The organism is Bradyrhizobium sp. Tv2a-2, assembly GCF_000472425.1.
Lineage (GTDB): Bacteria > Pseudomonadota > Alphaproteobacteria > Rhizobiales > Xanthobacteraceae > Bradyrhizobium.
In genome coordinates, this window is record NZ_AXAI01000039.1 from 15965 (window position 1) to 38123 (window position 22159).

Here is a 22159-nt window from a genome sequence, read left to right on the forward strand (position 1 = left end):
GGTGGGACCGAAGCTCGCCAGAGTGTACAAGAAGGGTAAATGTGCTAATCCGCTGGTGTATTGGCACCAGAGGGAGCGATTTTATGGCGACGGGTACAGTTAAGTGGTTTAACGGCCAAAAAGGATTCGGTTTCATTCAACCCGATGACGGCGGCCAGGACATTTTCGTGCATATCAGCGCAGTAGAACGCGCCGGCCTCTCGGGCTTGGCTGAGGGACAGAAGATTTCTTACGAAGTCCAGGTCGATCGGAAGCGAGGCAAAAATAGCGCGGAAAATCTAAGGGTCTGACCCTAAAAGCGATCGAGGCCCCACATGGGCGGCCGAAACAAACCCGCCGGGTGAGTTATGCCGGCGGGTTCGATATATCGGGTGACGCGGAACGCGTTACAAATCCGCGTCACACTTTCGATAGCGCGAAACGGTTGAAGATCGGTTACCGCCTCAGCCGTCGACATTGCGCGGGTCAGCCGAATCCAGGAGGCGCGGGCTTGGCTCGCCGAATGACCATGAGGCATCCGCTCGATTTCAGCTTGGTTGCGGTGACGCTCTGGTTGTTGGTGTCCATGATCATTGATGCGGTCACGCCCAAATGGCTGACGGTCTACATGATCGGGATTGCACTTGCTCCGCTGCTGCTCGCAGGCGTCATTTTGCACTTTCTAAATTGGCGGATACGGTACGCGCGCTTGCGCAAGAGAGGCGACAGGCAATGTCCTCCTGCGCAGAGAGGCGTCGTCTCGGCGGCTGAGCGCGAAGCCCGCAGGTAAGCGTAAGCAGATCGGCGACGAAGCGAGAACCTTACCGCTTGCCGTTCGACGAGCCGACCAGATCACATGTGTCTTGGCCGACACCGGTCAGATTTTGTAGAGAATCGATGAACCATCAGGCGGCGGCGGGCCCGTTGCCGTAATGCTTCAGTCGCGAATTGCTCCTGTCACGTCAGAATACGATCGCCACGATTTGCAATACCTTTTCGGCCGGCCGTTGCCACATATGTCACCCAACCCGACTTCGCGTGCTTAATCAACGCTTCCGGGTGGATGTCGATAAATGTTGCGATATCCGTAAGAAATCACCAGGCCCCCCTTATTCGGCGTTGGTATCATTGCCGCCTTTGCATCAAAGTGCGCGCCGTGATGGGTGGCGAAGAGATGATCAACTCGCTTCGCGTTACCGAGCATAACGTGGGTGTAGTCCGTGTCTCCGAGCAGCAGGACGGACCGTCCGCTAACAAGCGAAACAAACAGTGTCAGACCGCTATCGTTGAGGTCGGCGGCAGGGCCGCCGCTTTGTAGCAACTCGCCAAAAGCAAAGCGGACTTTCGCGTTTTTGGGGTGCACGAACAGGTTTCCTCGTTGTGCCAGTATTCTCGCCAGTTGCGCAGCACCCGGCCCCAGCCGCTGGTCGGGGACAATCCAGCGACACTCAAGGAGAGGGGGGTGGTGGAAAGCCGCGTGGAGATGACCCCAATCCCAGTGTGAGAGGATGATTGGAGGCCCCTCGTTGTTATCGATATCAAATCGCGAAGGAAACGTATGACGATTGAAGGAGATCGGAAAACCGACGTCGAAATGCAGAACGGCGCGGCCGCCGTGGTCGCATAGCGAAATGAAATTTGCTTGACCGACGTCCCTAACCAGCACGGAAGCCGGGTGAGGGACGCTTTTAAGGATCGCCGATATTGCGGGGCTTGTCGCCGATGTTGGCAACACTGTGCAAGCGTCGACGAGCGAACTCGGCAGCAGGGACCGCGGGGCGACAGCCGCGTTGAGAGCGTGAGCTCCAGACCGTGGTTCTGGGGTCTCGCCGGGAGTTTCGAGCAAGCGCGCGCAAATCAGAACTCCGCGAGCATGCGCCGAATATCCATTTTCTTCGAGTTGTGCGCGCCAAGCGAAGCCAACAGTCTGGTGCAGAGATGCTCACGCCCTCTCGCAAGCCACCAAGGTCAGGTTCCCGCAACCTTTATCTCTTCCCGACTGTTCGTCTTTGCATCGTAAATTCTGACCTGAAGCATAGGAAAGCGCTTCTTAAGCTCCTCCGCCCCCGCCTTTGCCCCGTCTCTGGTCGCGAATTCGGTCTTCAATCGACCATCAATTTCGAGGGCATAGTCCAAACCGGGCAGTTCGCGGGCAGCAGCAACCATCTCTTTTCCTTGTCGCTTGGGCCTGATGGATGCGCTTTCTTACCTTGAGTCGCTCGAGCCGCGCCAGCGATACCACGACGGTCTGTGGATTCTCACGCCACGCCGGTTCTGGACTATCGAACCTTTTGAGTGCTTCCCAGATTCAATTGCGTAGCCTGTTGGCTTCGGCGAAGTTCGCGAGATAGGTGATCTGCGTGGAATCCCTCCATCGACAAAGCCGCGATGCGGCGGTTAGCAAACGCGGGAAAATGGAACCAGGCTGGGAGTGCGTTGAGTTCAAGCGATCAGCCCCTTCGTCCGTCCCCTTCCGACCAAAGCGATATTGACGAACCAGATCGAATCATGACCGCGCAGGAGCTCCGACCGTCGAGGCGGTCTTTCTCTTCGCCGGTCAGGAACTCCAATGAATTTGGCCGTAGGCACCTGACCGATTCGCTCCCTGGTCTGTGGCACTGCCGCGTCCGCCTAACTATCACGAACAGTGAGACGATCCACTTTTGCATTCCTGCATACCAACTCGTTTCGACCACCAAGTCGCAGGTCCGGGCACGCATTCACGGCTTTCGATTGCCGCGCAATGTCTTTCGATTCATGTTCAATGAAATCGCGGCTGCATTCGTTCGTGCGCTTACTCAAAGAGTATCTCCGCAATGGAGACGCCATCTGATTTCAATTCGCGTTAGTACGAAACGTACTAAGTTTTTACGGCGCTAGCTGCCGCGCAGCCAGAATCGCGCTCTGCGATTAGCGATAAGTTTAGCAACCGGAATTACTTTTCAAATTGAAAGCGGCGGCCGTCCGAAGCACCAGTTCAAGGTGACGAGCCATTTCACGTTTTGATTCATTGGGACTCTCGGGAGTATCGGGAAGATGTTTGGCTGGAACAGGAACGCTGAATTCTCACGCGCGACGGCGATGGCTTCTGCCATCGACAAGTCCCAGGGCGTGATCGAGTTTGAGATCGACGGCACCATCAGCACCGCCAACGACAATTTCCTCAAGGCCATGGGCTATACGATCGAGGACATTCGGGGCCGACATCACAGCATCTTTGTGCCGCCGAACGAACGCGACACTGTCAGTTATCGCGATTTCTGGGCCAAGCTTAATCGCGGAGAACGTCAGGCGGCGCTGTACAGGCGGATTGGGAAGGGCGGCAGGATCGTTTGGATTCAAGCCTCCTATAATCCAATTCTCAACTGCCATGGACGGCCGATCAAGGTCGTCAAGTTCGCGACCGACATCAGCGCTCTGAAATTCAAGGCGATGGAAGATGCCGGGAAGGTAGCCGCGATCGAGCGGGCCCAAGCCGTAATCGAGTTCAATTTGGATGGCACAATCATCACAGCGAACGAAAACTTCCTGAAGATGATGGGGTATGCGCTGGACGAGCTCAAAGGCAAACATCACCGAATGTTCGTCGATCCATCCTTTCGTGAGAGCGCGGATTATAGGAAAGCTTGGGAACAGCTCAACCGCGGAGAATTCTTGTCTGGCGAGTACAAGCGCATCGGCAAGAACGGGAAAGAGGTGTGGATCCTTGCATCGTACAATCCGGTTCGACATGAAACGGGTCGGCCGTTCAAAGTCGTAAAGCTCGCATCCGACATCACCGAGCAGAAGCTGGTCTCCGCGGACACCACCGGACAAATCGACGCAATCAAGAAGTCGCAGGCCGTCATCGAGTTTCGGATGGATGGGACGATTGGCTGGGCCAACCACAACTTTCTCAAGGCAATGGGCTATGGCCTGGTCGATGTGCAGGGGAAGCATCACAGCATGTTCGTCCCTGCCGAGGACCGCGCTTCCCTTGCCTACGCCAATTTCTGGAAAAATCTCAATCGCGGCGAATATCAGTCGGGTGAATTCAAACGCGTCGCAAAGGGCGGGCGCGAGATCTGGATCGAAGCCTCTTACAATCCCATCCTGGATTTTAACGGCAAAGCGTTCAAGGTCGTAAAGTACGCGACCGATGTGACGGAAAAAGCGATGGCCAGGATGAAAGCTGAAGAGGCGAAGGGGCTGATCGAATCGGTCGCCGCAGGCAGTGAGGAGATGACGGCATCGATTCGAGAGATCGCCGAGACAATGGTGAAATCACGGGAGACGGCAAATACGGCAGTCATGAAGGTGGAAGCCGCAGACGCCCAGGCGCAGAGGCTTGCCGCTGCAACGGAAGCGATGGGCGGAATTGTCGAACTGATCGGCAACATCACGGGCCAGATCAACCTGCTGGCGCTCAACGCAACCATTGAATCTGCGCGCGCGGGCGAAGCAGGCAGGGGATTTGCCGTGGTTGCCTCAGAAGTCAAGAGCTTGGCCAGCCAAGCTAAGCACGCGACTGACAAGATTGCGACTGAAATCGATGCGCTCAATGGGGTGTCCAGCGAGGTCGTAAACGCGCTCTCTGCTATCAGGACAGCTATCACTCATGTGCACGAATACGTCGCGAGCACCGCGGCGGCGGTTGACGAGCAGAATGCAGTTACAGCCGACATGTCGACAAACATGCAACGTGCAGCGGCCGCCCTCGCCTAATTGCCACGCCACAACGGGCGCCTGCTTTCCCGACGGCCGCCGCCTCGCAGTTCGAAGTGCCGGCCGTTCAGGCCCTGATAGCCGTGTCATCGCCTGGTGCAGCACGCGTTGGTTCCAGTGACGACAACGTCGATATTGACGGCAGGCGGGGCTTTACCTTCGACGCGGCTGGCAATTGGTCAGATCGCTGATCCCGCAGGCGGGGCGCGCGCCGACCGCGCATCGCCTCAAGTCAAGCGGCTTATGTCCAGTGGAGGGGAGCGCAGACGACGCGCCGGAGATATCAAGGGCGTAGCCGGCGCGCGACCGAGGGCCCTGGATGAGGAACTCAAATGGCTCTTGCGCGATGGGAACGTCACCCGGATGGCCGAGACGAAGGCTCGGCGAGCGCAGCCCATAGAGCCCGGTCCGCGTCAGCGGACGCGCCGGACCGGCTTTCGGCATTCGTCTGGATCGGAGACGAGCATTTCTTCTCTTTCGATTAACGTCAATCCAAGGCTGTCATTTTCTGATTGACTTACGGCGCGTGATGACGACCTCGGCGCGAGCGGGCCCCGATTCAGGGGGCTGCCGTTTGGGCATCGACTGGCGTTCGATAGTTCAAAACGATGAGAGACTAGAATGCGCGGCGTCGAGGTGACGAGATTGATGAGGAGACTGGCAGGTATCGCGAGTCCCTCCGTTCAGCCTCGCGCTCCTCAAAATAGCGCCTGAGCCACAAACCCAGATCGGCTGAACGACGTAGGTGGCCCTGCCGCAGGAGCTCAACAAACTGATCGCTGCTTTTATGGTCGTTCACGGCTCTTCCGAACTGCTTTGCAACAGATTATTCAAATCAAAATTCAGCCAGCTGGATCCTGTTATCTTCGATTGCAGTGCATTCGCTTAAGGCCCTCATGACTTTTTCGCAACGCTGTGAGGTCGTGTCACAGGAGCACCCGGTGAGTGCGCCTCCGACGCAGGCGTGTCCAACAAACCGCGAGACATTGATCTGACCATGGGGGGAGACCCGCACAATTTGCGGCTTCGCACAGAACCGCTGCGGACAAAACCGATGGCGAGGAGGTAGAACGGCGCCCTCGATCCGGCTGTTCAACCAAGCCGCGGCTCTCACACGAGCAAGAAATTCACACTTAAGCAAATGAACCTATGACGACTACGTTGGCCACTCCTTGTCAGGGCGCAGCAAAGACGGGTAGCGCACACACGCTGTATGTAGCCGAATTAGGGATTTATTGAAGCATGATGTCTGTACATAACGTACGAATCGCTTTTCGCGTGGAGCTGTCCGGAGGTCATCACCGCGCAACCGGCTCGCTCACGGCAGTCAACGCGTTCGCGGGAGCGACCGAGCGTCGTCCTCCGGGGAAGGCCCGATGCGGCTTTGTGCTTTTTCGTTGACTGGGCTCGCGCCGCAAGTCTTGCTGGACCTGTCCGGTTCGAGGATGAGTTTCAATGAAAAAATCAACACGGTACACGGCGCCGCAAGCGACCGGTGACAATTCTGGCCGCGCCATTCTCTTGGCGGAAAGGATGGCCGCGATACTTACGGACGAAGATGCCTCAGACGCGGCGACCGCCATCGCCTATCTGACAGCTGGCGTGATCAGTCACTATGGCTACGCTATCGGCGACCTGGTGAGCTGTTGTGCAAAATTCGAGAGCTCGAAGATCAGCTCCTGGCAACAATGACCGCATCTCCCGAGCGGATGTTGCAATGACGCCAGCGCCGCGCGGTCGCCCTGACCACAGTTTGGCAACTCAATATCTGTGTGCGCGCAGAGACTGTTAGGCAAGAACCGAGCCGGCGAGGTCTGGCGCGCCGATCGGATCAGCCGACCGGTTGGCTTTGCCCCACTTTCGGTAGAGGCGAGAGCATCGTGGCTTCGACGCTGGGCATCGGAGCGCTATGAGCGCATCTGGGTCTTCTGGTCGCATGGACGGCGGGTCCCCACCACCACCATGCCACCCTTTGCCGGCTTGACTGGAGCGCGGGCAGCCTTCACTGGGGCAATCTTGTCTTTTTAGCCATTTGATGATTTGCGATTAGTTCTTTACCGAAAGCTGTAGGGAAGACGCCAGGACGTGTCGACCGAATAGCTGTTCTCCTTGGCTGCGCTGCCTAATCGGCGGATGCCGACTGGCGATTCATCATGTTCGCTGCTACGTCGGCTATCGCCGCAAACCGGGAGAGGTGTGAGTCGGATCGAAGCGGCGCGGACGAACCAACGGAGACATTTGACCGCTGTGCACCCCGACTAAATCGCCTCCAATGCAGTTGCCCACGGCACGAGCGGGTCGGAATTGACTAACCATCTTCTGATGCTGTTGTTGGACCTGATGGGCATTCCCGCCTCAGTTTATTTCTTGTGGGTTGTCAAGCGGGTGCACAGCGACTCGGTGTTGGACCGGAACCGTCGTCCCTTGGTCGGCGCCGCGGCCGCGCCGCAGCGCCCCTCACCATGGAGAAGAGGAGCCGCCCAGCATTGAGCGCAAGCTGTCGTTACACATTGCTCGGAACCGCCGTGCTCGTCTCGACCATACCGACGGGCAGGGACAGTAGAGGCGCCCATATGTGGGTTGATCCTCTCGCCGGTCAGAGCCCGTCCTGCCCGATAGCTGACTAGGATAGCAGCAGGGTCGGCTCGATAGACGAACCGCCCGCCGCGAAGCCGACGAGAGGGCTTCTCCTATCTGGCCCGAACGCGCTTGAGCAACGGGCATCGTGGGGAGCAACTTCCTTGCTTGAAGAGCGTTTAGGCAGACCGGGAAAGCTTTTCATCGCCGCTTTGGTCCTCAGCACCGCCATTCTGCTTGCGCTGAGTGCATATGTCATCAGCCTCTTGAGCCGCACAGCCCCGCCCTCCAAATAGAGAATCTTGTGGCGGATGAGATTGGTCGCATGGCCGCACGGCTGTACCTCGGCCGTCGATGCGCACACCAGGGCTCCGATCTATTTCGACCGTGTCTGGGCACCCATCGATGTCTCATTCGGACGCTCAACTTTTTTGGTATCTGCACGTCCGGCGAGGACTCGAAATCCGATGAGGCGCGCTTCAGGTGCGCACTGCGCCGATCCGTCTGCGGACCTCCGCCTTTTTTGCGATAGAGCGGTCAGAACCCACCGCCCGGGTCATATTCGAAGGCGGCGGCAGTGACATGAACGTGCCGGACTCAGCGCCCACGCGCCCAAAGCGCTGACCAATGGCGTGCGGCGCAGGTTCGTGGGTTCGATGTCCGCTTGCGCTAAGAGCGGTTCCGCCGCGAGGACGCGATCTGCGCTCTTGGCGAGGCCGTGATTACTCGTCCAGAAGGTCGAAGAATTGTTCGACCTTTCTAAACGGCGTGTCGCGCTCCTTAGTTGTGTGAATGACCCGATCACCGTCACGTTGCAGCGATCGCCCCTTTGATTTTCGAAGACGTCCAGGCAGGAATGTCGCGGCTACTGCCTCGGGCCCGACGTCAAGTCTTACGATACCTCTTCGTCCGCAGTCGATCCTGAGCCTTGCAGCGGCAAAGAACTCGCGGGCCGTCGGCGGCAATCTGCCGAAGCGGCGGGAAGTCTCCTCCTCCAGGTCGTCGACTTCGTCTTCGCTTCGGCAACGGGCGGCGCGGGCGTAGATTTCCAGCCGCACCGGCTCCGATTGCACGTAGCTTGCCGGCAACATGTCTGCGGTCGGCAGATTGAGGTCGGGTACCCACAGACCCGCGGTTCCGTGGTCCGGTTTCTCCGAGGCTAATTTTAGAAGATGGCTGTAGAGCACCGGTCCAAACACCTGGAGGTGGCCCGACTGGCGCTCCGAAAGCAGGTCCCCCGCTCCTCTGAGGTCCAGATCGCGCTCGCTGATGGCAAAACCAGCCCCAGGTTTGTTGAAATCCTTTAGAACCTTGAGCCGCTTCTCAGATCGCTGCGCGTCCGAATCGGTCAGCAAATATGCGAACGCACGCGTTCCGCCGCGACCCACCCTTCCCCGGAGCTGATGAAGTTGCGCAAGACCGAACCTTTCGGGCCAACAAACAATGATGGTGTTTGCCCGCGGAATATCCAGACCGCTCTCCACGATGTTGGTCGCAAGGAGAACGTCAGCCATGCCTTCGACGAAGCTCATCATTCGGTTGTCAATCTCTTCGGCGGGCAACTTGCCGTGGAGACAGACGATGCGGAGGTCAGGCGCCGCCGTTTGCACCCGCGCCAACATCGGGTCGAGATCATCGATGCGTGGACATATTAGAAAGCTTTGGCCGTGCCGCCTTTGTTCGCGGAGCAATGCCGAGACAATAGCGGCATCTGAAAGCGGAGCAATCTTTGTGACAACGGGAAGTCGGCTAACGGGCGGAGAGGCAATCACGCTGAGATCCCTGAAGCCTGCCAAACCTGCTGCGAGCGTTCGCGGAATCGGCGTGGCACTCATCCAAAGCGTATGGATGGCTTTGGCCAGTTCCGAAAATTTCGCTTTCTCGGTGGCCCCGAAATGCTGTTCCTCGTCGATGATGACCAAACCAAGGTTGGCGAACTTCACGTCTCCGGAGGCGAGAGCCTGAGTTCCCACCACAACCTTCACTCTTCCAGTTTTCAGGCCTTCCTTCGTCGCCCTGGTCTCCGAAGCCGAAGCGGCTCGCGACAAGCTTCCGACCTCGATACCAAACGGACTGAAACGCCTGCGGAACGTCGCGAGATGCTGTCTTGCCAAGACTGTCGTCGGTACTACGACGGCCACCTGTTTCCCTGACAGCACGACTGCGGCGGCCGCACGCAAAGCGACCTCCGTCTTACCGAACCCGACGTCGCCGCAAATGACCCGGTCCATCGGATGGCCGGACGCAAGATCGTCCAAGACGTCCCGAATGGACTTCGCCTGGTCGATTGTCGGGAAATACGGGAAACGTGCGACAAACCTCTCATAGACGGGGGCCGGAGGTACGATTTTCGGGGTTCGCCGGCGACGTCGGTGGCCGATGTGTTTGGAGAGCTGCTTGCCGACGTTTCGGATTTCGTTCTCCGCTTGTGTACGCCGGGTCCACCATGTACTTCCATCCGCCTTGTCGAGGGTGAGCTCGCCGAGCTCCGACGCATATGGCCAGATCACGGCAAGATCGTCAGGCGGAACGAGAATGGCACCGTTTCCGGCGAATACGAGCCTGATCACTTCGCGCAAGGGCCCGTTTCCGGTTGCAACGGTCTGTAGTCCATCCAGCACGGCCAGTCCTCGTTGCAGATGAACGACCACCGTACCTTGCTCCGGCACATCTGCGTGTTTGAAAGCCGCACTCCAGCTTCTGGCAAGGGGCTGCCAATGATGGGCCCTGCTGCCCAGCAGATCGGAAGCAGTTAAAAAGACGACCGCTTTCCGGCCAGGCATGACAAACCCCGCATCGAAGTCGGCCAAAAGCGCCCCTTCACGACTGCGTTCGGCCGACGCCGCGTTCCAATCCGCAAAGCGATCCGCCTTGAGACCGCTCATCCGCTCCATGACGCGTAGATCGTCTTCTTGTGCTGCGACGAAAACCAAACGCGAACCCGCGCGCCGGGCCTGGTCGACGAATGCACGGAGGGCTTTTCTGGGCGATGAGACCTGAGAGAAGTCCGGCGTGGAAACAAATGGAGCGTGTTGCGGCAGCACGTTCATACGCCTGGCGGCCTGCTTCCAGTCGCGCCTCCCAAGATATTGGCGCCCACTTTCCGAGCGATTGGCCGCCTCCTCGATTGTGCTAAGCCAGCCGTCGGCGTGCGCCGCAACGCCCGCGTCCGCTAGCCACTTGGAACGACTACAATAGTCGAACATGGTCGAGCGCTTTCCGCGCATGTTCCCGAGCGCTAACCGCTCCGACATAGGGTCGATGATAAGCTCTTTCGTCTCAAAAACGATCTCATGTTCTATCGGATCGAACGCCACGATCCGTCGTATGACCCCGCCGGAATGCTCCACTCTGAAGGGACCAAGCGCGCCGGCAGGAAAGATCTCGAATGTCTTCCCGTGGAACAGCGCGCCACCGGGATAGTCCGCCTCCTCATCCACGTCGTACCCGAGAGACTCAAGCCGCGCCTGCAGGTCTTGCTCGGAAAACGCGGCACCCACTTTCAAACGAAGGATCAATCGGGACCAACTGGTCGGTGTAGGCAGCCGCTCCATCACGGCCTCAGCCGTGGACAGCAGCAGGATTGGCTTCTCGGGCTTGGCAAGGCGTCGCAGGACCGAGCTTCGCCTGCCGGCGATTTCACGCGACGGCTCCAGTTGATCGAACGGCAGCGTATTCAGTCTCGGCAAAACAAGCACATCGCACGAACGATCGAGGGCATGAATGACGGCCGCCAGCCGCTCGGCCCTGTTCTCATTTTCGGAGAAAAACACAACCCCGTTTCGACCCGACTTTCTCCACTGTGCGAGCAGATGGAGCGCCATCATGCCCAGGGGCGATGACGATGAGATATTCACCCGCGAAAAGGATTTATTTCGCTTCGTCGCTCTGCCGGCAACGCGCGCTTTACTGGAACGACCCACTTTGAACTCGTCGTTGATTGGCCACCAGCTGGCGCTGATGGCGGAGAACTGCTTCGAACTGGCCCGCTCTGACACGGGAGCCAGCCCAAGCCTACGTACATATGCGAATTCTGTCGCGGACGCACGTGTCCAATCTCAATCATCCCCGTGGAACACGAATTGAGAATGAGCGCATCTCGATCAGCCCCTATTCGCCGAGCAGATCTTGAGAAGCGGGAACGGCTCATGTGCAATCTGCGGTGCAAGGACGGGGATGTCCGAATGCCATGATTGCGACCAGCGAGTTCGCCAACCACCACACCACTCCAATGGTCCACTCCTGTAATACCGAACAATCCCGTCAGGCTTACTTCTTTGAGCAGGCTCCCGGGCTTTTTCGCTCTAGGCCGCTTCGTCGAGGCCATCGGCGTCGGCATGTTTTTCTGTCCAGCCACAGGTTTACGCGGTTTCTTCGCCGGTTGACGCTCCTCCCTCTCTGTGGGCGTGCTCCCTTCCGGGAGCCGTCGCGGCAGGGTCGCGCGCAATCCTCACGCATGCCAACACGGCTGAGGTGACACAGGTCGCGGGTTCGCGCCGAGAAGAACAATCGCCATTCCTCGCTGCAAACCTTTATTTCGCGCAAATGACGTCTTGTTCAGCCGGTGTCCGGGTTGGACATCTCGCCGCGCTTGCATGCTTGGATACCGTTTACCCACAAGACACTGATCGGCGACGTAGGGGATGTAGACCTGCGGTGCTATACGCGCCGACGGCAACCTCCCACGCCGTCGGCGGCTGCGGTGACGTGACGGTGGAGATCGCGATGATTATGCCGACCCGGCGATGAGCAACACGGACTGCCAGTCTTCATGTCCGCTTTCTTGGACGTCAACTGGCTTGCACTAAATCCTGCCAGAAAAGAACGTTCGGCTCCAAGTCCACGGACGCCTGTTGGCTCACTCCGCCGACAGCAGCGAGCCCTCCGGACCTGGTAGCCCCGCGATCGATGCGCCTCGCCTCGTAGGCATCGCTGGCGGCGGCGCGGCACAAGAGCGCATCGATGGCCGTCCGCTTGGCCATTCCGGACAGGCCGAGATTGCATCAATTAGGTCCGAGACTGGCCGCCGATCGGCGAGGGTGAGAAATGCGAAGTACCTGTGACATCCGTGGTCCGCCCCACTGGTCAACTACCAGTTTTGGCGAGATGACAGACCCGTGCGACCTATGCCTCAATGTAGGTCGCTCAGGCGCGTTCACTAGCCGACATCACCGGATCAGCGCACCCATGCATCGATCGACCGGGATTTGATGAATCCCGTTAAGCGTCCACAATCTCGCATTCATTTGCCGTCTCGCGATCCCGGGCTTTTTGGCGAAGACGCCGAATTTGGAAACGACCACAATGAGCGAAGCCGCTTTGATCGACAACGCCATTCCGAATGCCGACGTGGTCAAACGCGCGGCCCGCATTGGCGCTGAAATCAAAAACGTCCATCTGTCCGGTGATTTGCCTGACCAGACGATCGCTGCGATCAACAGTCTGCTGCTCGAGCGCAAGGTCATCTTTTTTCGCGACCAGAATCATCTCGACAATGCCGAGCAGGAGCGATTTGCTCTTCGCTTCGGAAAGCTTGTGCCTCATCCGACGCTCGGCGCTATCAAGGGAACGGTGTCGATGATCGAGCTTGATTCGGCGCGCGCCGCCGGCCGCGCAGATCTGTGGCACAGCGATGGCACGTTTCTCGATAGGTACCCCAAGATCGCGGTTCTGCGCGCGGTTGTGATGCCACCATTTGGCGGCGATACAATCTGGTCAAACACAGCAGCCGCCTATCTCGACCTGCCGGGCCCACTGCAACGGCTTGCGGACGAACTCTGGGCCGTTCACAGCAACGCCTTCGATTACGCCGTGATGGCGCGAGGCAGCGAAGCGGATAAAAAGCATTTCGATGAGGTGTTTACCAGAACGATCTATGAGACCGAGCACCCCGTTGTACGGGTCCATCCGGAGACCGGCGAACGGACGCTGGTTCTTGGTGATGTGGTGCAGCGTTTCGTTGGCATCCCTAAGTATGACGGCCAGAAGCTGTTTCAACTGTTCCAATCTCATATCACCACACCCGAAAACACGGTTCGGTGGAGCTGGAAGGAAGGCGATGTCGCGATCTGGGACAACCGTGCCACGCAACATTATGCGGTCAATGACTACGGCAACCAGCGTCGCGTCGTTCGGCGCGCCACCATCGATGGCGAGGCGCCCATCGGCGTCGACGGGCGGAGCAGCGTAACACGCACGAAGAGCACCAAGGAGTCGCGCGCGAAAGTGCGCCTAGGCACTCGCGATTCTCGCCAGAGCCGAGGCAGACGCATATTTCAAGTCGACTTCTCTTCGAGGATCCGCCGGCTTTGCCGACATCAAGGTTCGGCGGTCCTTGCGAAACGAGTGCCAGACGAGCCCGACATCCTTCTTGGGCAGATGGGCCCGGGTTGGCGTCCATGAGCCAGGCCCGCTCCTTGTTGGTCTCTGCCGGCCAACCTCTGAGTTGCGCCTTTAGGCGCTGTCCGCTGCGGCAGCGTTTCGAGGCATGCGAACACTCGCCATTTATTGCGTCGCTTGCGAGCGGCGGATTCGACGAAAGCTGAGGCCAAACCAAATATGATACCAAATATGATATCGGAGTCGGAAATCAGATCTGCGGACACAACGATCCGGGCGAACACCATCTGGACGATTGTGCTCGGCTTCGCAGCCGACCCGCTCGCGCGTTGGACTTGGCCGGACCCCTGCGAATACTTCCGGACCATGCCTCAGTTCGTTGCCGCCACGGGCGGCAGGGCGTTCGAACACAGGACAGCTTACGTGACAAAGGCAATTCGTGCCGCCGCTTTGTGGCTCCCGCCCGGCGTCGACCAAGATGAAAAAGCGTTGGACCAAATCATGGCTCACTCCCTGCGCCCGGAGATCGCGGAAGATATGGCGCGCTTAAGGCGGAGCATGGCTGAGCATCGTCCCCCCGAGCCACATTGGTATCTGCCTCTCATAGCCGCCGACCCGAATTGGCTGGGCCAAGGACTTGGCACATTGCTAATGAAGCACGCTCTTCGGCGATGTGATGAGGAAGGCATCGCCGCCTACCTCGAAAGTTCGAATCCGGAAAACGTCTCGTTTTATCAACGTCATGGATTCACGATCGTCGGCAAGATTCAACACGGTTCTTCGCCGACGCTCACGCCAATGTCGAGACAAGCTTCTTGAGCGAATTCCGATACGCACCGTCGCTACCTTCGGCTATCCCAGCGATCGACATGAACCACCGCCCAAAAGGCCCTCATGCCAAAAGGATATGAGAGCCCGTCGACCGTCCCCTCGCCCACATTTTGGAGCCCGGCTCTAAATTGCAGAGCATCAGTCTTCCATGGCATGCGCGCTTCAAGATCGCGCCGCCGCCCGCCCTGTCGTAAGCTTCAAGACTTAGAAGAATACTGATGTCGACACGAACAAATTCAGAGCATGTCCCGTTCGAGGCGTGTGTATGATGCCTGTCGGGCTATTGATGTATGCCAGCCCTACGCTACCGTATATGCCCGGTGCCAGATGCGCGGATACGTTCCCGCGACCGCTGTCGTGTCGCGATGCACGAGATGTCCTTGAGCCAAAGCAGCATCCACGGCACAATTGCTCCAAACGGTATTAGTGGCGACAATAGCAATCTGATCAGTGGGCCGGCTCCCGAACAGTCCCTTCGCATACAGGCGAAGCTCGTAATACTGGCTGACCCTGTTCAGGTCGGGCGGAGCGTACATCACAGAAAAGCCGCCATAGATACCACGAGCCGCCGAGCTACGGACGTCAGACTGCCAGAGCTGTCTGTCCGCGGCTACATAGTAGATGCTGTTCGCGTTCGCCCTTGGTTGCTCCGGATGCTGCAGGTTCGTGTAGCTGCTGTTGTTGAAACCGGCACCCGCCCGCAACCAGGTCTCGGGCAACCCCGGAGCAGCTTTGTTCTTGTAGCCACTTTCGTTGAGTAGAAGAACGCCCGCATTCGCGGTACTCCAATTCAGGCCGGCCGGATTTTCCGCAATCTGCGCAAGTTGACCGTCCGGACTAAGTGAGCGCTGGATTGAAATCCTATTGTAGAAGCGATCATCGAAATTGTATTTCAGATTGAGAGCTGGTGTCGGCGCTGCGTTGTTGCTCATGCCTGCCTGATACAGGATATTTGAGGAAGCTCCGAAAACATTTGCCGCTGCGTTCCCTCCAACGACCGTACCTGCGAACTCGTTTATATTTCTGAGGTAACCCGCTTTGATTTCAAGCTTCCCACCGAAGAACGTCTGATAGTACGCGATTGTATTGAGTCCCGCCCGATCCGGTCCGCCAGGCTTCCATGTCCAATACTGCTGTTCTGCGCCAACGATGATCTGACCATCGGGAATCCCGAAGCGGCTGAGATCGTAGGTCACGAACATGAAATTAAGCGTACTAAATGTTGGGTTCTGACCTGCATACAGCTGATCGCGAATGGTGCTTCTGGCTGCATTCGGCAATTGATTGGATATGAACGTATTTACTGAACCGCCGACATAACCGATTCCGACCTCTGCCAGCGCAGATCTCGCTCCGCCGTTATCCCGATCTATCGTATCAGCAGGCGGAGGTATAACAAGCCACATACCTTTTTCACGGAGGTTTTCGAACTTCGCGAATTGGTCGGTCTTTTTCTGAGTTGTATTCCCAGAAGCATGATCTGCACTTTTGCGCCTTGAGGTAGACGCGTTGGTATGTTGCGCCGGTGCCGGGCTGGTGACGAGATGCACCGTTCGTTCGACGGGATGGCTTCGGAACTTCGTGGCCGGATCGGTCTGCTTGTGAGTTCGTCTTTCAGAGACGTCATCCGGGGTGTCAGATTTGGCATCGGGCACGTTGGCGGATCGTACCCCGTCGAACCGCCGACGAGCCCCGTCGCTAGCGACAGCGCGACAGCCAGTCCTCCTTGCCTCCTGGGCCGTCGGAAGCTGAAAGCTGGCGCCGCAGCCGAGTATATTCGGATCGACATGGCCACGACGCTGCAAGCATGCATAGTAAGCGAAATCGAGTAGGTGCCGGCGTTGTTCGGTTCCGCTCCGCGACATAGCTCGCGGCGGCAGGGCGGATCGCAGTTGCGCCAGCAAACCGAGAGGAGCGACCTGCCTCCTCCACACTGGGCCGAGGATTTCGCTTGTTCATAGCGTTCTGCTCGCAGAAGACGTCTCGGCGAAGAGAATGAGCTCTCGTTCGGCAGCACGGCGGCGCGCATGCGCCACGACTGGTCGGCACCATGAAGCTTCATTGCCGTCCCAATCGTCGAGGCGTCCTGTAATCGATAGCTTCGACAGGAGAATGTTGGTAGGCGCGCGCTAGCCGATCGCGCGAGAAGCTTCATCATGGGCTTCCAAGGGAGGGAGAGATCGCGTTGGAGGTTGGACGTTGATAGCTTCGGGCGGGTCAACACATCCATAGAGTCGATGGCGCGGCCCAGATCCATATAGCGTCCATCCTGACTTCGGTGATACGTGGTTCCGCGACTTCGTTCCACGATTGCCATGTGTTCTCTACCTCCATCAATTGCCAGAGTTGGCAGTTGACGGGGCACAAGGCATTGCCTTCGACGCTGGATCGAACGCAGTGCGGCATTGACGAACTCTGGCCATGCATCGCTCAGTCTCCACCAGGCAAGAATGTCAGTCGCTGGTGGGCACTCAATCGCTCGGTCTTATTGCGAGTTTCACCATAAGCGTCACCGCTGGAGGTGCGACCATGTCCATCCATGTCGGCTCTCGGCCTGACTTCTCAAAGCCGGGTTGTCGCATCTCCTACGTGTGTCGCAATTGCGTCGGCCCGCCTAGCGGCCTGAACCGGATGCAATCCTTTTCAAGCCCTTGGCTGAACGCCAGCTTTCGCGAGTATCACAACTGGTACGGCAATTGCTGCTCTCGTCTCTAGTCCCGTCAGTTTTAGAGCAGCAGCGCATGTATATCGTTCTCTGCGCAGAGCACGTCGGCGACGCCGCGAAGGTCCGCCCGCGGCGAGGCAGCAATGGCTACACGTTGCACGAATATCGGCGCGCCCCGCCATGGGGACCAACGGTGAGCGCTGAACTCGGGCCTGACACTCGACGGCGGGCGTACGCTACGCCAGAGAAAATGCTCAGTTTTCTCCGCCTCTTCGGGCGGATCGCTGACCTTCGGAACCGATGCCTCCGCGCTGCCCACGCAGTTCTGCGCTGGCTTGCCGGTTGCCAATCATGTGTCGGTGAGCGCGATCGGCAAAAGCCGGCAGAGAGCGCGGTCGGCCTGATCTCATCTCTGCGTGTGAACGCCATGGTCGACGATACGCCGCAACTCGAGCGGAGGATCGGCAGGAGGCGCGGCGCGGCATAGCTCACGCACCTCCCCAGGCAGAGCAGTGTTTCCAATGCTTAATCGTTCGATCGAGCAGCCCCTGCCCATAGTAACGTCACGGCTGTTTCTTGCGTCCCCCACGCCCACTGAAGGTAGAGCTATCACCAGTATGGATAAGGACTTCGATCCAAGACCAACAACCGAGCAGCCTGACGACGACCCCCACGTTTGGCTGGAGGCAATCGATAGTCCAGAGGCCGTCGCGTGGGTCGCCGCGCGCAATGCGGAAACGCTGTCCCGTTATGGGGATTCGGACCTTGTGCGAGACCAGAATATCGTGCGCGACCTGCTTGATGGAGCAGAGCGAATCCCAACGGTCTGCCGTTACGGCAGGCGGCTCTACAACTACTGGACAGACGCGGAGCATCCACGAGGGTTGTGGCGGCGAACAACGGCAGGCGGATATCGCTCGGGTACGCCAAGGTGGCAGGTCCTCCTGGACCTGGATGCTCTGGCACTGACAGAGGGGGAGGACTGGATATGGGCGGGGGCCACTGTCCTTCCGCGAACTCATGATCGAGCGCTCCTGCGCTTAAGTCGGGGTGGCAGCGACGCTGTGGTGTTGCGGGAGTTCGATCTAACCCGTCTTGCTTTTGTTGAGGATGGCTTCGCGCTGCCCGAAGCCAAAGGGGCAGCGGTCTGGCTTGACCGCAATACGCTGCTTCTATCGAGCGCGTTCGGACCCAATATGGCTACGCGTTGCGGCTATGCACGGACAGTGCGGCTATGGTCGCGCGGGTCAAGCGTGCTGGACGCAGCCGTACTATTCGAAACAGACTCGGCAAATCTGAGTGTGTGGGGATCGGTCGACCATCACACGGGGACTGAGCGACTGACATTCGGGGAGTACAGGGACTATTTTAGTGCTACAATTTACCTAGGCGACCGCTCCGGGGCGCGCGAGCGCCTGGACCTACCCTCCCATGCCGACGTCCAAGTCCATCGGGAGTGGCTTTCCCTTCGCTTGCGGGAGCCCTGGACGATTGGTACGCGCATCTACGAGCCCGACACCGTCATCACGACGGCGTTGACCGATTTTCTCGCCGGTAAGCGTGACTTTACGGTGCTCTGGAAGCCGGGTGATCGACAGGCGCTGCAGGATATATTCTGGTCGGCCGGACGGCTGATCCTGTCAATCCTGGACAATTTATGTCCGACCCATTTGGTTTGCGAGTTACGCGGGAAATCCTGGACGCAGAGACGGCTTTCAGGCCAACCTGCACTTGGTAGCGTTCGTGTCTGGCCGCTCGATGGTTACGCCGATGAAGCTGACGGCACGTTGCTCGCGACGACAGATGATCCTTTGACCCCACCGAGGCTTTTCAAATTTTTTCCGGCGCTCCGTGCGCCGAAGGTATTGCGTCAGACGTCACCCCTGTTTGAAGCGCGCGGCTTGCGGGTCTCTCGTCACGAGGCAATCTCAGCGGATGGCACCCTTGTGCCCTATGTCCAAGTCGGCCCGAACACCACAACGGGCGACGCCCCCGTTCATCTCACGGGATATGGCGGTTTCCGTCATGCGCCCCTGCCCGCTTACGAGCCAGTGCTCGGCCGCCTTTGGCTGGAGCGAGGGGGCACCTGTGTGACGGCCAACATCAGAGGTGGCGGGGAATTTGGGACGGGCTGGCACGAGGCTGGGCGACGGGAGGGCAAGGCACGTGCACATGATGACTTCGCCGCGGTCGCTGCTGACCTGGTCACACGTGGCGTGACACGCCCTGGTCGGATAGCGGCTCAAGGCAAGTCGAATGGGGGCCTGCTCATAGCCAACATGCTGACCCGATATCCGGAGCGTTTCGGGGCGTTGTTCTGCGCGATGCCGCTGACCGACATGCGACGCTATACGAGGCTCCTGGCTGGAGCCAGTTGGATCGCCGAATTTGGCGATCCAGACAATGCGGAAGATTGGGCGTTCCTGAGTGAGATCTCCGCCTATCACGCGGCTCAATCAGGTCGTCCCTATCCGACGATACTGCTTGCCACGACCAGGCGGGATGATCGCGTGCATCCAGGGCACGCTCGCAAAATGGCCGCAAAGCTACAGAGGCTTGGCTACAACGTGGCCTTTTATGAGTCAGATGTGTTTCGGCATGGAATAAGGACCCCGTATTCGGGGTGATCGGCATCCAATCGGGACCCCGGGACAAGGGTCCACAGTGGCTTCCATCAAGTCATGGAAGCCGAGGTTGGGATGCTGGTGGTGGAGACGATTGCGAAGATCCGTCGCGCCTATTTTGTTCATGGTCAGCCGATCAAGGCGATCTGCCGCGAGCTTGGCGTATCGCGCAAGGTGGTCCGCAAGGTCATCCGTTCCGAGGCGACGGAGTTCCGGTACGAGCGAGAGACGCAGCCGCTTCCGAAGATGGGCCCCTGGAGTGCCGAGCTTGACCGGTTGCTGGCGGCGAACGAGAGCAAGGCGGCGCGGGAACGGTTGACGCTGATCCGGCTATTCGAAGAGCTTCGCGGCCTGGGCTATGCCGGCGGCTATGATGCGGTTCGTCGCTATGCGCGGCGCTGGAGCCGGGAGCGTGGCGCCTCGACGGCTTCAGCCTATGTGCCGCTGAGCTTTGCGCCCGGAGAAGCCTACCAGTTCGACTGGAGCCACGAAGTGGTCCTGCTGAGCGGGGTCACGGTGATCGTGAAGGCGGCGCACGTCCGGCTTTGCCACAGCCGGATGCTGTTCGTTCGGGCCTATCCGCGCGAGACGCAGGAGATGGTGTTTGACGCCCACGATCGGGCGTTTGCGCTGTTCAAGGGCGCCTGCAGGCGCGGCATCTACGACAACATGAAGACGGCGGTGGAGACGATCTTCGTCGGCAAGGGCCGTCTCTACAATCGCCGCTTCCTGCAGATGTGCAGCCACTATCTGGTCGACCCGGTTGCCTGTACGCCGGCGTCGGGCTGGGAGAAGGGTCAAGTCGAGAACCAGGTCGGGCTGGTCCGCGAACGGTTCTTCACCCCGCGGCTGCGATTCAAGACGCTGGACGGGCTGAACGGCTGGTTGCTCGATAAATGCATTGCCTACGCCAAGGCGCATCTGCATCCAGAGTTCGCCGACCGGACCATCTGGGAGGTCTTCGAGGCCGAGCGGCCCAAGCTCGTTCCCTATGCCGGTCGGTTCGACGGCTTCCATGCCGTGCCCGCCTCGGTCTCCAAGACCTGTCTGGTGCGCTTCGACAACAACAAGTACTCGGTGGCAGCGAGCGCGGTCGGGCGGCCCATTGAGGTCCAGGCCTATGCTGACCGCATCGTGATCCGCCAGGACGGCCGGATCGTTGCCGAGCATCCGCGATCATTCGGCCGTGGCGAGACGGTCTACGACCCCTGGCACTACGTGCCGGTGCTGGTGCGCAAACCCGGCGCCCTGCGCAACGGCGCTCCGTTCAAGGACTGGGTGCTGCCGGCCGCGATCGAACGTGTGCGGCGGAAGCTTGCGGGCTCTGATGACGGCAATCGCCAGATGGTCGACATCCTCAACGCGGTGCTGACCGACGGACTGCCGGCCGTTGAGGCCGCCTGTGCTGAAGCGCTCGGTCACGGCGTCCATTCCGCCGATGTCGTGCTCAACATCCTGGCTCGGCAACGTGAGCCCGCCCCACCAGCCAACATCATGACCCCGGCTGCGCTGATCTTACGCCATGCGCCGATCGCCGATTGTGCCCGCTACGACAACCTTCGGAGGACCATCTGATGGAACGAACCCAAATCTTCGACCTCATGGGTGAGCTCAAGCTCTACGGAATGAAGGCCGCCTTCGACGAGATCATGGCGACCGCAATCAAGCGCCAGCATGAGCCGCAGCGCATTGTCGGCGATCTGCTCACCGCCGAGATCAGCGAGAAGCAGGCAAGATCGATCAAGTACCAACTCACCATCGCCAAGCTTCCACTCGCCAAGGATATCGACGACTTCCAGTTCGATGGCACGCCGATCAACCAGACGCTCGTCAACGATCTCGCCAGCGGCGGATTCATCGCCCAGCAGCGCAACGTCGTGCTGGTCGGCGGCACCGGGACCGGCAAGACCCATCTGGCCATCGCTATCGCGAGAAGCTGTATCCGCGATGGTGCCCGCGGTCGCTTCTACAACGTCGTCGATCTCGTCAACCGGCTCGAGACCGAGACCCGCAACGGTCGGCAAGGCCGGCTCGCCGAACATCTGACCCGCATGGACTTCATCGTTCTCGACGAGCTGGGCTATCTGCCGTTCGCACAATCCGGCGGTCAGCTCCTGTTCCACCTCATCAGCCGGCTCTACGAGCGCACCTCCGTCATCGTCACTACCAATCTGGCATTCGGCGAATGGCCGAGCGTGTTCGGCGATGCCAAGATGACCACCGCGCTGCTCGACCGCCTGACTCATCACTGCGACATCGTCGAGACCGGTAACGACAGCTGGCGCTTTAAAAGCCGCGACGACGATCAAACAACCCGCGCTCGCGCCGTCTCCGCAACCCCGACCAGCTCCGACGCCGCGAGCGCTACCAGCAAAGCACGCCGATCAAAGGGGTCCCTTTTGGATGCCGATAAGGGGTCCCATTCCAATGCCGATTGACA

11 protein-coding genes and 2 pseudogenes are annotated in these 22159 nt (G+C 59.1%); 9 read left to right on the top strand and 4 right to left on the bottom strand.

Annotated features, from left to right (window positions below; genetic code table 11):
• Positions 1–83: 83 nt before the first annotated feature.
• Both A3AI_RS0138905 and A3AI_RS0138910 read left to right on the top strand, forming a co-directional pair.
• On the top strand, positions 84–290 hold the full coding sequence (locus tag A3AI_RS0138905; protein WP_024520671.1) for a cold-shock protein: 207 nt from the start codon (positions 84–86) through the stop codon (positions 288–290).
• A 212-nt stretch (positions 291–502) separates the two neighbouring features.
• Positions 503–769 (top strand): hypothetical protein, encoded by a 267-nt coding sequence (locus tag A3AI_RS0138910; protein WP_036051349.1) that lies wholly within the window; start codon positions 503–505, stop codon positions 767–769.
• 252 nt (positions 770–1021) lie between these two features.
• Here the strand turns inward: A3AI_RS0138910 and A3AI_RS44485 are convergent, their stop codons facing one another.
• Together A3AI_RS44485 and A3AI_RS0138920 are read right to left on the bottom strand one after the other, a co-directional pair.
• Positions 1022–1645, bottom strand: a complete 624-nt coding sequence (locus tag A3AI_RS44485) for a ComEC/Rec2 family competence protein (RefSeq protein ID WP_036051351.1) — start codon at positions 1643–1645, stop codon at positions 1022–1024.
• Positions 1646–1947: 302 nt separating this feature from the next.
• Complete coding sequence (locus A3AI_RS0138920) at positions 1948–2145, bottom strand: hypothetical protein (protein WP_024520673.1); 198 nt, start codon at positions 2143–2145, stop codon at positions 1948–1950.
• Between the two features lie 870 nt (positions 2146–3015).
• Between A3AI_RS0138920 and A3AI_RS0138925 the strand changes: the two genes are divergently transcribed.
• Both A3AI_RS0138925 and A3AI_RS48455 read left to right on the top strand, forming a co-directional pair.
• Positions 3016–4683, top strand: a complete 1668-nt coding sequence (locus A3AI_RS0138925) for a methyl-accepting chemotaxis protein (RefSeq protein WP_024520674.1) — start codon at positions 3016–3018, stop codon at positions 4681–4683.
• 1455 nt (positions 4684–6138) lie between these two features.
• Complete coding sequence (locus A3AI_RS48455) at positions 6139–6375, top strand: hypothetical protein (protein ID WP_024520676.1); 237 nt, start codon at positions 6139–6141, stop codon at positions 6373–6375.
• A 1607-nt stretch (positions 6376–7982) separates the two neighbouring features.
• Here the strand turns inward: A3AI_RS48455 and A3AI_RS0138940 are convergent.
• On the bottom strand, positions 7983–11087 hold the full coding sequence (locus tag A3AI_RS0138940) for a helicase-related protein (protein ID WP_024520677.1): 3105 nt from the start codon (positions 11085–11087) through the stop codon (positions 7983–7985).
• A 1477-nt stretch (positions 11088–12564) separates the two neighbouring features.
• On the opposite strand from A3AI_RS0138940, the pseudogene A3AI_RS0138950 reads away from it, so the two are divergent.
• Both A3AI_RS0138950 and A3AI_RS44495 read left to right on the top strand, forming a co-directional pair.
• Positions 12565–13470, top strand: a pseudogene (locus A3AI_RS0138950) (TauD/TfdA dioxygenase family protein); the annotation flags it as partial.
• A 360-nt stretch (positions 13471–13830) separates the two neighbouring features.
• Positions 13831–14418: a GNAT family N-acetyltransferase gene (locus A3AI_RS44495; protein ID WP_063615526.1), complete on the top strand. Its 588-nt coding sequence runs from the start codon at positions 13831–13833 to the stop codon at positions 14416–14418.
• Positions 14419–14729: 311 nt separating this feature from the next.
• Here the strand turns inward: A3AI_RS44495 and A3AI_RS46885 are convergent, their stop codons facing one another.
• Complete coding sequence (locus A3AI_RS46885) at positions 14730–16085, bottom strand: carbohydrate porin (RefSeq protein WP_245287053.1); 1356 nt, start codon at positions 16083–16085, stop codon at positions 14730–14732.
• A gap of 1627 nt (positions 16086–17712) precedes the next feature.
• Between A3AI_RS46885 and A3AI_RS0138970 the strand changes: the two genes are divergently transcribed.
• The 3 genes and pseudogenes from A3AI_RS0138970 (at position 17713) to istB (ending at position 22157) form a co-directional block, all read left to right on the top strand.
• Entirely contained in the window at positions 17713–19722 is a 2010-nt protein-coding gene (locus tag A3AI_RS0138970) for a prolyl oligopeptidase family serine peptidase (protein WP_024520682.1), read from the top strand.
• A 72-nt stretch (positions 19723–19794) separates the two neighbouring features.
• Positions 19795–21328, top strand: a pseudogene (gene istA, locus A3AI_RS0138975) (IS21 family transposase).
• Positions 21294–22157 (top strand): IS21-like element helper ATPase IstB, encoded by an 864-nt coding sequence (istB, locus tag A3AI_RS0138980; protein WP_024520684.1) that lies wholly within the window; start codon positions 21294–21296, stop codon positions 22155–22157. Before istA ends, istB begins: the two are co-directional and overlap by 35 nt.
• Positions 22158–22159 lie beyond the last annotated feature (2 nt).

What these genes read in the sequence shown, in the direction of transcription:
- A3AI_RS0138905 (WP_024520671.1), top strand. Translation starts at nt 84, where the DNA reads ATGGCGACGGGTACAGTTAAGTGGTTTAACGGCCAAAAAGGATTCGGT.
- A3AI_RS0138910 (WP_036051349.1), top strand. Translation starts at nt 503, where the DNA reads ATGACCATGAGGCATCCGCTCGATTTCAGCTTGGTTGCGGTGACGCTC.
- A3AI_RS0138920 (WP_024520673.1), bottom strand. Translation starts at nt 2,145, where the DNA reads ATGGTTGCTGCTGCCCGCGAACTGCCCGGTTTGGACTATGCCCTCGAA.
- A3AI_RS0138925 (WP_024520674.1), top strand. Translation starts at nt 3,016, where the DNA reads ATGTTTGGCTGGAACAGGAACGCTGAATTCTCACGCGCGACGGCGATG.
- A3AI_RS48455 (WP_024520676.1), top strand. Translation starts at nt 6,139, where the DNA reads ATGAAAAAATCAACACGGTACACGGCGCCGCAAGCGACCGGTGACAAT.
- A3AI_RS0138940 (WP_024520677.1), bottom strand. Translation starts at nt 11,087, where the DNA reads ATGATGGCGCTCCATCTGCTCGCACAGTGGAGAAAGTCGGGTCGAAAC.
- A3AI_RS44495 (WP_063615526.1), top strand. Translation starts at nt 13,831, where the DNA reads ATGATATCGGAGTCGGAAATCAGATCTGCGGACACAACGATCCGGGCG.
- A3AI_RS0138970 (WP_024520682.1), top strand. Translation starts at nt 17,713, where the DNA reads ATGGATAAGGACTTCGATCCAAGACCAACAACCGAGCAGCCTGACGAC.
- istB (WP_024520684.1), top strand. Translation starts at nt 21,294, where the DNA reads ATGGAACGAACCCAAATCTTCGACCTCATGGGTGAGCTCAAGCTCTAC.